Annotated in this window: 3 protein-coding genes; all 3 read right to left on the bottom strand. The window is 59.3% G+C overall.

Going from position 1 to position 12,869, the window contains the following annotated elements; all coding sequences use genetic code 11:
- Window positions 1-191: 191 nt before the first annotated feature.
- The 3 genes from PP263_RS04830 to PP263_RS04820 all read right to left on the bottom strand — a co-directional run bounded on the left by PP263_RS04830 (window position 192) and on the right by PP263_RS04820 (window position 12,578).
- A complete protein-coding gene (locus PP263_RS04830) occupies window positions 192-626 on the bottom strand; it encodes a hypothetical protein (RefSeq protein WP_308367233.1) in 435 nt (144 codons plus the stop codon).
- A 395-nt stretch (window positions 627-1,021) separates the two neighbouring features.
- A complete protein-coding gene (locus PP263_RS04825) occupies window positions 1,022-1,348 on the bottom strand; it encodes a contact-dependent growth inhibition system immunity protein (RefSeq protein WP_308367232.1) in 327 nt (108 codons plus the stop codon).
- Window positions 1,341-12,578, bottom strand: coding sequence for a hemagglutinin repeat-containing protein (locus tag PP263_RS04820; protein WP_308367231.1), 11,238 nt, complete (start codon window positions 12,576-12,578; stop codon window positions 1,341-1,343). Before PP263_RS04820 ends, PP263_RS04825 begins: the two co-directional genes overlap by 8 nt.
- Window positions 12,579-12,869 lie beyond the last annotated feature (291 nt).

The following is a 12,869-nucleotide window of genomic DNA, read 5'->3' as shown; positions in this document are numbered from 1 at the left end:
TGTTGGGTGTGCTCGCGCAGGATACGTCTACAGAGAAGCGAGCCAGACAGATGATGTATCTGGCTCGCTTCTCCGTCAGACGTTAAAAACTCGCTTTGTTAATGAGCTGGCTCTCAGGCTGGCTGAGAGATTTGGTATTTGATTTCAGTTGTAGAATATCACGTCAAAAATAGAACTGTCCCGGTTCCTGCTTAGACAAAAGGCACAAGAGATTCATCTTTATACGACTTGTGCCAGATGTAGGTTCCTCTCATGGCGGTAAAGTAGAACAGGAAGAAAATAGCGCTCATAAAAAGGCCTTGCGGTTTTCCCATGTCGTACCACATGATCCCTTTGGATGTGACAAAGTAAAGGAGCATAAGAATCGAAGCCACGCGGCTCTTGCGGAGTATGAAGATACCGAGAATTACTATCAGGGCAACATCCACAGTCAACCATGGATCTAACAGGTAAGCCAGATTCTTGCTGGAAGAACTTGTGATAAAACCAAGACCAGCAAAGATGGCCGTGATACCCGCCGAGACCATTGCGGCGATTCCGCCATTTCGAATCGCCTTTTCGCACGATCTCCTATCAGTGATAGAGAAAGCATCGAGAAGCGACTTCTTTTTAGCTCCCATTGACATAGCTACTCCTTTGTTCTGTTGCCTAGTATTTAACCTCAATCACGGAGACTAATATCTCCCAACTCAGATATCAATTGGCATTTTGGGGGTCGATTTTGGTTTGATCTGGACCACTTGGTTTGACTGAGTCCAGTAATCACCTTGTTGCTTGGCACCACCACCATAAACACGATAGGTGGCTAACTCTTCAATCGTATCGCGCAGAAATATAGAACTGTCCCGGTTTCCGTCGCCCCGGTTTCCGTCCAGTTTCCGCTGTACTGTTTGAGGAATTCGTTCAAGCTGATGCCTTTTTGAAACTGTACTTTGTTGCGGGCCATGGCGGACTCCCTTGCAGACCAATGAGATTGGTGTATATACAGTTAAATGTTGCTTAGCAAGAGTGGTAATTAGGTTTATTTATGGACCTGCCCATTTTCTTTTCGCCTCTCCTCTAAAACTCTTTTCACTTTCAGCAGCCAATCAAGATTAGACAAACCGTCATCACTTGGATTGTAATTACAGCCGATATCTCGACCTAAGATTTTTCCAAAATCAGCATCAGAACCTGCGGATGAAATGATTTTTTCAACTTCCTTCAATGCCAAAAAGATTTCTTCATCTGTGGATTGACTGATCGAGTCATACAATATTTCATCTGAAGACCTATGATCATATTCATACCAGCACTGATAGAACGATCCTGCCAATAAATTAAATAATGCCGGATACTTTTTATTCACCAATTGGATGCCCCGTAATGATGCGATAGCCAGATGGACTTGTTGAATCTGCTTGCAAAACCACTCTAACACCATTCACATTAGACGCTGTAGAGCTATTTGCAGGTACATGTCGACCTGTTGGCTGGTTAAAAAGGGAATCGAACGCTTTCGGTTTAGTTCCTGGGTTGGCTTCCAACCAAGCTTTAATTTCCGTTTCGTTCTTCCTCATAGTTTGATTTACATAATGTTCAGCAGCTTGCCTGCTGGAAAAAGATGAAGAGCCACCTAATGGTATACGTTGACCGCCTGCACCGTTTGATCTGGCAATCAAGTCGGCATCTGATAGACCAACGTGCCTTTCCAATAAATGTCCACTATTTCTACTGCCAGGAGGAACATGGTTCTCATGATAATCCAAGTCAAAACTGTCACCATCGTTTCTAATTGATAGGTCACCGGCTTCCGCATCCGCTGCTCCAGGCTGTACTCCCGGATTTGGTCCTATATTCCCGTCGTGGTTACTACTCCCTTCGAAATCACCATCAGGATTACCGCTAGAATTGCTGCTATGGGATTCTCTGTCATTGATTTTTCTTCCAGGCAACCCAATCCCCGTAGCAATGGATATGCCCAGATTGCTACCGTCAACAGCACGATCATAAGCTGCCTCATCTGCCTGTGTGCCGTCTTCTTGACGCTCTCCAATGGCCCACTCGGTTACGCCCTCGGCAACGGCTTCGGTAGCCTGTTCGATCTGCTCCCCGGCCGCGGCGTTCACCATTTCATTGATTACGACACCAGCCACCTGCTTGACCGGGCCACCCAGTGCGAAGCTGGTGGCCAGCATGGCCATATCCCTAGTATTCGGGTCGAGGGTGTTAAGGTAGTCGTTGGCAGTCGCCAGACCCTCGTTCACTTTGCCCGCCAGTGGCTGGCCTGTGACAGAGTCTGTCTGGACATGCTCGATAAATTCCCCGTTGGCATCCACTGCGTAGGCGTCTGTAGAGGCAAGGTTTAACCCATTTTCTTCGACCAGAGCCTTTAGCGTTTCCGGATCGGCTGACTCGATATCCTCTCTCAGTTGATTGGCCGTTTCCACTACATACTGCTGGAAGTCCGGGTCGGCCAGGAGGGCTTGTGCTTCTTCCGGGTCGTATCCCTGGCGGATCAAGGTGTCGTGCATGCCTTCGCCAAGAGGGCCTGTCTGCTCGGCCAGTTCTTCCGGCAAGGAGACAACCACCGATTCCAAGTAGTCCGCTCCAACTGCGGCAGCCTCTTTAAGAGCCGCTGTGTCTTGCGAGATCTCTTCCCAACCCTGTTTCGAAAGCACACGGTGATCGACGGTCACGTCGATATTCCCTTCCTGCCGGTCGACTTCGAACAGTTCCTTTTCCGTGTTGGTTACGTCCCGGTTGAGGCCGGCCAGGTCGCCGTTCTTGTCGCTGTCCTCGTCGCGGACGGTGATATTGCCCTGCCCTACGGTGGCCAGGCTCTTGTCCTTGCTGTAGTGGCTGTTGTTGCTGTACTGGACGTTGGAGGTGTTCAGTTTGAGGTCGTCGTTGCCGGTTGCATCCTGTGCGTTTTGCTGCGCGGGATCGGCGGGGTTGGCGCCGTTGAGTCCGACGCTGATGCTGATGCCGGCGCTCTGTTGGCTTTGGTAATTGGTGTTGCTGAGGTCGGCGTAGTCGAGGGTGCCGGTGCTCAGTTCGAGGTTGCCGAGGTCGTTGCCTTCTTCGTCTAGGGTGGCGATCAGGGCGCCGGTGACCTGGGTGTGGCCGCCGACGTCGACGGTGGCTTCGCCGCCGGCTGTGAGGCTGGTGAGGACGGTTTCCTTGCTCTGGTAGCGGCCGTTGGCGCTGTTGGCGCCGCCGTTGACACTGGCGAGGCTGCTGTCCTTTCCGCCGCTCGTGCCGAAGCCGCCGCTGATGCCGGCGCTGGTGTTGCTGCCGCTGGCGCGGTTCTGCTGGGATTCGGCGATGAGGTCGCCGGCGATGTTGACATCCAGTTGGCTGTTGGCGTGCACGTTGGCGCCGGTGAGTGCGGCGTCGCCGGTGGTGTTGAGGCTGATGCTGTCGGCGTTCAGGGTGCTGTTGTTGTAGCTGGTCTGGCGGTCGCGGCTCTGGCTGCGGTCCATGCTGGCGTTGACCGCGGGGCCGCCGGTGGCGCCGTAGACGGTCTGCTGGACGCTGATATGGCCGTGCTCTGTCTGGGTCCGGCTGCTGGCGGTGTCCTGGCTGGCGGTGATGTCGAGGTCGCCGGTGTCGATGGCGATCTGGTTGTCGGCCTGCAGGTGGCTACCCTGGATCAGGGTGTTGCCTGTGGTTTCCCCTCCATTGCCGCTGCCGGTTTGGATGCGGATATTGCTGCCGCTGAGGCTGCTGGCCAGGGAGCTGGTCTGGTGGCTTTCGGTATCGGTTTTTGAGGCGTCGATATCCAGTTGCACGCCGGCGTTGAAGCCGTAGGTGGCGGTGCTCTGGGCGGCGGTGGCGGTTTGCTGCACCAACAGGGTGGTTTTGGCGGTGACGTCCGCGGCCGCGGCGGCGACGCCGGCCAGGTACCATTCCTTGTCGCCTTCGGCGTCGTCGATGATCTGTTTGAGTTCGACGATATCCGCCTGGGTGACGCCCGGTGCGCCGTTGGCGTAGTCGGCTTCCAGCTGGTCCAGGGTGTCTTCGAGGTTATCCAGGTCCTTCTGGTATTTGCGGTAGTCTTCCTTGGCCTGCTTCAGGTTGTCGGCGGACTCCTGCAGGGCCACAGCGGCCTTGGCCACTTCCACGGCCTGGTGCTGTACCACCACGCTCATCTCGGCGCTGCCGGTGGTTTCGCTGGTTTTTGTTTGCAGGCTGTCTTTGGCTTCCTTGATGGTGACGTTTTCGCCGGAGAGGACGACGTCGCCTTCGCCTGAAGTATCCCCATCGGCGGCGAGGTTGGAGCCTTCGATGGTGAGGTCGCCGATGGCGTTCAGTTCGATGTCGTTGCCGGCGCTGAGATTGCTGCCTTTGTGGCTGACCTGGGTGCTTTCGCTGTCGAGCTGGTGGTACTCGGCGTCGGCCAGTTTGATCTTGAGCTGGCCGTCCTCGACTTTGACCAGGTCGTCCGGGTCGGCGAGGCTCTGCGCGGCGTCGCCGGCGCTGACCCGCACCTGTTTTTCATCCTGGGTGGTGTGGGTGGTTTCCCGGGCGGCGAGGATTTCGAGGTCGCCGATATCGGTTTCGGCGACGATGTCGTTGCCGGCGCTGAGGTCGGAGCCGATGATCTTGGCGCGGCCGGCGTGGATGTTGATATCGTTGCCGGCGCTGATCTGGCTGCCCTGGGCCAGGGTTTGCTGGGTGGCGCCGCTCTGTTGCTCCGAAGAGTAGAAGTCCCCGCCGCTGAAGTAGCCGGAGTCTTCGGACCAGGAACTGGTGGATTCGATGACTTCGCCGGCGGCGATCAGCAGGTCGTCCACGGCGGTGAGGTTGATGTCGCCGCTGCCCGCCACCAGGTTGCCGGCGGCGAGGGTGATGTTTTTGGCGGCGTCAAGGCTGATATTGCCAGAGGCACTGTTGAGTTCGGAGGCGGCCAGTTGCAGCTGGTAGCTGGCTTCGCCCAGGCTTTCGTTTTCAAAACCGCCGGATTCGGTTTTGGCGCTGAGGTGGGATTCCTCGTAGGCGCTGGCGGCGACGGTGATGTCCTGGCCGCTGAGGGCGATGTCCTTGTCCGCGTTGACCTGGCTGCCGAGGATGACGACGTCGCCGTCCGCGGCGACGGTGACCTGGCCGCCCTTGGCGGTGATATTGGAACCGACCACCTGTTCGCTGTGGTCCTGTTCGGTGACGGTCTTGTCCTTGTCGAAGGTGCCGGAGCCTTTTTCCTCGCGGCGGTAGTCGGTGGTCTGGCTGTTGGTGACGGACGCGATGGTGATGTCGCCACCGGCCTGCAGGCCGACATCGCCACCGGCGGTCAGTTCGGCGCCGGACAGGCGTGTGTCGCCGCCGCTGGCCAGTTGCAGGTTGCCGCCGGCCTCGATGCCGCTGGTGAGGTGTTGGGTGCGCTCGCGGATGTTGTGGCCGCTGGCGGTCCAGGCGGCGCTGCGTTCTTCCAGCGCTTTGGTGTCCAGGACCAGGTCGCCGCCGGCGACCAGTTGCGCGTCCGTGGCGGCGTCGAGGCGGCTGGCGATCAGGCGCATGTCCTCCCCGGCCTGCATCACCAGCTTGCCGCCGGTGGCGCTGATGCTGGCGAGACCGGCCACGGCGGTGTTGGTGGATTCCAGGCCGGCGCTGCCCTCGATGCTGCTCTTTTCCAGGGTGCGGGTGAGGGTCTCACTGACGATGCTGCCGCCGGCGTTGAGCAATACGCTGTTGCCCTGGATGCGCCCGCTCAGGTTGTGGATGTCCCGGTCGGCGCGGGCAAGCAGATCGCCGCCGGCCACCAGATCGCCTTCCTTGTTGACGATGGAGCCCTCGGAGAAAAGCGCCAGTCGGCCGCCGCTTTTGAGGCCGCCGCTGTTGTGGATTTCGCTGCCGGAAAGCTGGATATCACCGCCGGCGCTGATTAGGGCGCCGTTGGCCAACAGCTGGCGGTTGTCGATATCCGCGAGGTAGATCACCGGCACCAGAACCGTCTGGCCCTGTATCTCGCTCTCCACCAGCCAGACGATATCGGTTTCCAGCAGGGCGATCTGTTCGCTGGTGAGCGCCACGCCCACGGACAGGTCCAGGTCTTCCGCTGTGGCAACGGCGTTGTCCATCAGCCACTGGTACTGGTCGTAGTCGCTGGCCAGACTGGGATGCAAAAAGCGCTGGCCGGTGGCTTGGAAGATGCTGTCGCGCAGTATCTGGTTTTCATAGAAGCCGTCGCCCAGACGTTTGGGCAGGGCTTCGGCGTCCAGGTCCAGTTGGCCGAGGAAGTAGTCGGAACTGATAAAGTTGGCGTAGTCGGTGATCGCCGGGTTGGTTTCTATCAGGTAGGGGCTGCCGGCTTCCAGGTTTTGCACGAAGAGGCCGCCATCCGGCAGTTGGAAACCGTGGGTGGCGAGCGGGTCCAGGGCCGCCTTGCCGGCTTCGGCGATGCGCTCGAGGTTTTGCTCAGCGGTGTTCTGCGGTCCACTTTGATCGACGGTTTCCGCTGCGCGAACAGCCTCGCCGACGACTCCGTTTATCTCGCCGTCTTCACCCTGGCGGGCATCGATACTGACGGTTTCACCGCTGCCGTCGGGCGCGCTGGTGTCGAGCGCACCGGTTTCCACGCTCTCCCTGCCGCTTTGCTTCGAATGTGCCCTGGGCGCCTTGCCACTGGTGGAAGTTTCTGGGGAGCGCTGATTGTCGCTGTTATAAGCAACACCCCCGCTGATGGTTTCGTTGTTGATTTTTCCGGTAAAGGTGCCGGTGATATTGCCGCCGGCGTGGATCAGTGCGGGAACGGAATCAACGACCGTTGTATGAATCTTTGTGCTTTCGCCTTCTATCTGTTTATAGTCACCTTTATGGTAACCGTAGACGGTTCTTGTTATTTCTTCCTTTCGCTGCAGCTCCCGGCCGATATTGTCCAGGCTGCTGCCCGTCATCTGGATATTGCCGCCGGCACTGATGGTGCTGTATCGATTGGTGATACCGCCGCCGTTAAGGATAAGATCGCCTCCGGCCATCAGTTGCGCGGCTGCGCCAGCACTATCCACTTTTTCCCTGTAGGTGCTTTCGCCGGTATAGGTGTGCTCGATTCTGGCCAGGTAGTCCCGCTCACCCTCGCTGTCGTACCGTCCCAGCTCGAAATCGACAACCTGGAAACCCGGCTTGACATTGGAGAGTTGTGCACTGAGCGCATTGCGGCTTTCCGCTATCTTTTGTGGTACGGCCTCTTCCAGGTATTCAATTTCTCTTTTCAGAATATTCCAGACAAAATCCTTATCGGCTATTCCGGTAAAATTTGCCCATGGATAGAGGCTGTCTTTTACATCATCCACTACACCTTGGGGAATATCGCCTCCGGGCAGGCTGTTGAGCCTTTCTATATGGCGGTCCACCCAAAATGAAACCCACTCTTCATTGGTCTCAAAGCTCTGCCCCGGCACACTCCACCCGAGTAGTGCCTGATCGAACAGGAAAACTTCATTGGGATTGTCGATCAGATCGAGAGCGGACAGGCTCTCATCCCTGGTTATATCCAGATGAGTGCGGCGGTTAACGATGTTGGCACTATCGATACGAATAGTGCCGTTCCGGCTCTCGATCAGCCCGGAGATATTCTCCACCCGGCTGTTCTTGGCGCTACTCTGGTCCCTGGCAATATGGATACTGCCCAGGGCATAAATATCGGCGCGATCATTGATCAGCCTATCGGAATAGAGATTGAGATTGGCGCCGGCAAAGATCAGTGCATCGTTACCGATCAAACCCGTGATAAAGGCGGTTAGGTCTCCGCCGGAGGCAATCACCGCGCCGCTGTGGTTGGCCAGGGATGTGCCCTCCAGACGCAGTGAGTCGGCGCCGCTGAGACGCCCGCGGTTGACCAGGGCTCCGCCCCCGATCTTCGCGCTGCTCCCGGAAATAACCCCGCCGGCGCGGTTGTCGATACCCTGGACCTGAATATCGAGGGCACCGGCACTGGATATTTCCCCGGCGTTTTCCAACTGGCCCTTCGCGGTAAGCGTCAGGTCGGCATCGGTGCGGAATGCGAAACCGGCGGTCTGGGTGATCTTGCCCTGGCTGTCGATGGCGATCTGTTGTTCCGCCCGCACATCGCCCAGTTTTTCCAGGGCGACGCTGTCGGCGTTCAGGGTGACCTTGTTCCTGCCCTGGATAACCCCGCTGCCGCCGTCGATGGCAGCCGCCTGGGCGCTCAGGTGGTTGTCGGAGTAGATTTCACCATCTGTGTTCAGCAGGCTGCCGCTGCCCAGCAGCAGGTTCAGCAGCCCGGAGCCCTGTTCGATATAGCCGTTGCGGTTGTCCAGCCCCCTGGCGTTCATCCACAGGTCCGTCACCGCCAGCAGTGTACCCCCGTTGTTGTTGAACGGGTTGCCGGCGGTATTCAGGCGCAGGCCGCCGTTGGAGCCGATGGTGCCGCCGCCGGAATTGTTAACCCGAGCGGCAATGACATTCAGTTGGCCGTCGCCGGCGTGGCTGACCCGGCCGCCGCGGTTGTCGATAGCGGTGGCGGCTTCGATGCCCGCACTTTGTGCCGCTGTCTCGATACTCCCGCCGTTGCGGTTGTCGATGGCGCCGCGGCTGGCGAGATTGAAGGCTTGGCCGGCGCCGGCCAGGGTTCCGCCGACATTGCGCACTTCCTGCGCTTGAATGGAAAAATTCCCCGCGGAAGCGACGGTGCCGCCGCTGTTGTCCAACTGGCCAGCGGCATCCAGGGTCAAGTTGCCGCTGGCAGATATCCACCCCTTTCCACCGTTGAGAATTTCGTCGTTGCCGTCCATCAGCAGCGAGCCGTTGCCGGTGATTTCTCCTGCGCGGTTGTCGATTGCACCGCCGGCATCTACCGTCAACTGGCCGCTGCCGGAGTGCAGCAGGCTACCCGCGGCGTTATTGAGTCCGCCGCTCACCTGTACCCGCATATCGGTGGCGGCACTGGCCAGGGTGCCGCCCTGGCTGTTGTCCAGCCCTCCATCGACGATTAGCGAAAACTCCGCACCGCCCAGGGACTGGATTTGCCCCGAGCGGTTGTCGAGTGCCTGCAGGTTTATCGCCAGCGCGCCGCCCGCTTCCACAGTGCCGCCACTGTTGACCGCTTCCCCGGCGTCGATCCACAGATTGCCGGCGGCGATCAGGGTGCCGGCCACGGACAGGTCGCTGTTGAGGAAATTCTGCGTATCGATCCGGATGGCACCGTTGGAGAGAATCTTTCCGCGGTTGGTCAGTTGGTCCAGCAGCGTCAGGCTCAGTTCGCCGCTGCCGCCATGGCGCAGCTCGCCGCCGGTATTGTCGAATCGCTCCAGGGAAAGGGACAGATTGAGGGCCGCGGTTTCGATCACGCCGCCGCGGTTGTCGATTGTCGAGACGTTCAGCAGCAGGCTGCCGTCTTCCGCCGCCACCGCGCGCAGGCTGCCGCCGCGGTTGTTCAGCGCACCTGATTCGACGATCAGCCGGTTGGTGTCGATCAGGCCGTCGCTGTTGTCCAGGTCGCCGGACAGCGCCAGTTGAAGCCGGTCCGCTGAAACTTGGGCCCCAGCGAGAGAGAGGTGGTGCGCAGTGATTGCCGCCTGGTGCGAGACGGACAGGCGGCCGCCGGCGCTGTCGATATCGCCATCGGTGCTCAGTTGCAGGCCGCCGGCACCCAGCTGTTTCAGGGTTCCGCCGATATTCTGGATGGATTCTTTAGCGCTGATGGAGAGTTCGTCACTCTGGGACTGGATCACCCCGCCGTTGTTGCGCAGAGCGCTCAGTTGAAATCGGGCGGAGTCTCCGCCCAGGGTGGTAATGGTGCCACCGCTGTTGTCCAGGCTCTGTGCGGACAGCAGCAGGGCTTTTTCCGACTGGATCTGCCCACCATCGCTGTTCAGAACGATGCCCGCTTCCAGGGAAAACAGGCCCTCACCGAAATGCAGCAGGCTGCCGCCACTGTTGTCCGCGGAGGACTGTACCGAGAGTGCGAAGGTATCGCTCCGGCTCTGGATTGCGCCGCCCCGGTTGACCAGGCTGTCCAGTTGCAGCTGAGACGTTTCGCCGCCGAGCGCATTGATCACCCCGTCACTGTTGTCCAGGGAGCTGCCGGAAATCGCAAAAATCCCGGAGGACTGGATCAGGCCGAACTCGTTATCCAGCGTTTCGCCCGCCAGCGACAGGGACCCCTGGCCGAAATGCAGCAGGCGGCCGCCGTTGTTTGCGAAGTCCTGTGCGGAAACGGAAAACGCATCGCTCTGCGACTGAATCAGGCCGTTGTGGTTGCCCAGTTGGGCAAAGGACAGCTGCGAGGATTCCCCGCCCAGGGCGTAAATTTCGCCGCCGCTGTTGTCCAGGGAATCGCCACCCAACCACAGGCCGGCGGCGGACTGAATTTTACCTCCGCTATTGAGCAGCGCTGTGCCCACATCCAGCGAGAGCCGGTCCGCGCCGAAATACAGGATTCCGCCTTCGCTGTTGTCCACGGCGGACTGCGTGGCGATCGTGAAGGTATCGCTCTTCGACTGGATCAGGCCGCCGCTGTTGTCCAGCAGCCCAAGGTTCAGCAGCGTGGATGCGCCGCTCAGCGCGGTGACAGAACCCCTGCTGTTCTCCAGGCTCAGCGCGCTCAGTGCGAGATCATGTTCCGCCTGTATCTGTCCGTCGCGGTTGTCCAGGACCGCGCCCACATCCAGCGACACGGCGCCTTCGCCGAAGTGCAGCAGCCGGCCACCGCTGTTGTCCGCGGAGCTGGATACCGCGATGGAGAGGTTGTCTCCCTGGGTCTGGATCAGGCCGCTGCGGTTGCTCAGTTCATCAAATGTCAGTTGGGCGCCGTCGCCACCCAGGGCGTAGATTTCTCCACCGCTGTTGTCCAGCGACTCGCCAGCGAGTGAAAGTGCCCCGGCGGACAGGATTTGCCCGCCGCTGTTGCGGAGCAGCGAACCGGCATCCACGGAGAATCCACCGCTGCCGAAATGCAGCAGGCTGCCGTTGCTGTTGTCCGCTCTTTCCTGTGCGAAAAGGGAGAGCTGCCGACTCGCGGATTGAATCAGGCCGCCGCTGTTGGTGAAGCTGGTCAGGTTAAGTTGCGTGGACTCGCCGCCGAGTGCGGTGACAAGGCCGCCGCTGTTGTCCAGGCTCAGAGCATCAAGGCGGAGGGATTGCGCGGACTGTATCTGCCCGCCGGTATTGTCCAGCGCAGCGCCGACATTCAGCGCGAGCAGGCCCTCGCCGAAATGGAGCAGTTTACCGCCGCTGTTGTCGAGGGAATCCTTTACAAAAAGAGAAAGACGCTCGCTGTTTGACTGGATAACACCCTTGCGGTTGGCGACCTGATCGAATGTCAACTGGGTATGCCCGCCGCCCAGCGCGTAGATCTCGCCACCGCTGTTGTCCAGAGTCTGCCCGCTCAACGAGAGCAGCTCGTCTGCCTGGATTTCTCCGGAGCGATTTTCGATAATGGCGCTGTGCAGCTGCACATTCTCCGCGGCAACCAGGCCGCTGTTGCCCAGGCTATCGGAGACACGGACCTCCAGTACGCCACCGGCCACCGCCTCTCCCTGCCGGTCGATACCCGCGAGCAGGCTGCCGTTGTTTTGCAGTTCCGCACCCTCGATGGACAGGCTGGATTCGGCGGCGATCATACCGCTGTTGGCGGTCTTCTGCGCGCTGATGGAAACTTGCGCCCCGTACAGCCGCTCGTCAACGGAAAGCTGTCCGGAGCTCTGTATCCGCGCATCCTCTCCCGCAACTGCGGAACTCAATTGAATACGCCCGTCGGCAGTCAGGGTGAAATCGCCGGCGCTGCTCATGTCGGCGCGCGATCGCACGCCCACCCCCTGCTCCGTGGCCAGCATAAAAATGCGGTTCGCCTGGATGGCACCCAGGGCACTGGCGTCTATCGCCAGTTGGGGCTTTTCTCCGGATGAGGACAGCAGCGAGACCTGGCGATCGCCGTAGGCCACCCGGTTGACCCCGGCGATCAGACTGAGGTCCGAAGCCAGCAGCGGTGCGCTGAGTTTGATACTGCGCGCCCAGATATCCAGGTTGTTCAGGCCACTGGCGTCCAGGCCGGAACCTTCCATAGCCACTTCGCCAGAGCGGATGTCGAAGCCGGTCAACTGGCCGTCCTGCAGTCGCGGCACGCCGCTGGTCAGGGTGGCCCGCGGGGTATTGATAAAACCGCAACCGGCACAGGTGATGCCGTAGGGGTTGGCAATCACCAGTTCCGCCGCCCGGCCGGAAATTTCGATATGGCCCTTGAGGCTGGAGCGGTTGGCCTGGGTGACTTCGTTGAGAATCAGCGACGCACTGCCGCTTTGCGCGAGGTTGTTGTTGCCGGCGACCTGGCCGCCCAGTTGGGATTGATGGATTCCGGCATCGTTGTTGAGAATCAGGCCGCTGGCATCGACATTGAATTTTTCGTATTTGTTGTGGGAGACACCGCGCTGGTTGGCCGCGGTGATATTGACCATCTCAACGCCGTTGGCCGCCCGCTCCACTTCCGCCTGTTTTTCCTTTTCCGCACTCTTGTCCACCACAACTTCCGCGAGCAGGTTGGCGGGCAGGATCAGTTGCAGACACAGCAGCAGTGTTAGTGCGCGCATGCCGCGGGAGGCGGGCTTGGAAAAATCCTTGGTGGAGATAGTTATGCGATGCATTTCCAGGCTCTTGCTATGTGTTTCAGTTTTTTCCAAATTTTTGATGGGCACGCTGCGCTTTGACTCACGCCATCCATGGCGCTCGCCCTTCGGGCGCCTGCGGCGTCCAAATCGGCGGTCCTGCCGATTTGTGCCCATCCTACGGTATTCCTTTGTAGGAGCCTGCTTGCAGGCGAAGGCTATCCAGCCCTGCGCCAGGCCCCCTTTTCGCCTGCAAGCAGGCTCCTGATATGGATTGACCTGTCAACTATTGGCACTGCATTTTCCGTTGTTCCTCTCTGTCAGTGGCTT

Source organism: Microbulbifer sp. TB1203 (assembly GCF_030997045.1).
Lineage (GTDB): Bacteria > Pseudomonadota > Gammaproteobacteria > Pseudomonadales > Cellvibrionaceae > Microbulbifer.
The sequence above is the reverse complement of the archived record's forward strand: the minus strand, read 5'-3'. Positions and strand labels throughout refer to the sequence as shown.

Coding starts and splice junctions, on each gene's coding strand:
- PP263_RS04830 (WP_308367233.1), bottom strand. CDS start 626: ATGTCAATGGGAGCTAAAAAGAAGTCGCTTCTCGATGCTTTCTCTATC.
- PP263_RS04820 (WP_308367231.1), bottom strand. CDS start 12,578: ATGCATCGCATAACTATCTCCACCAAGGATTTTTCCAAGCCCGCCTCC.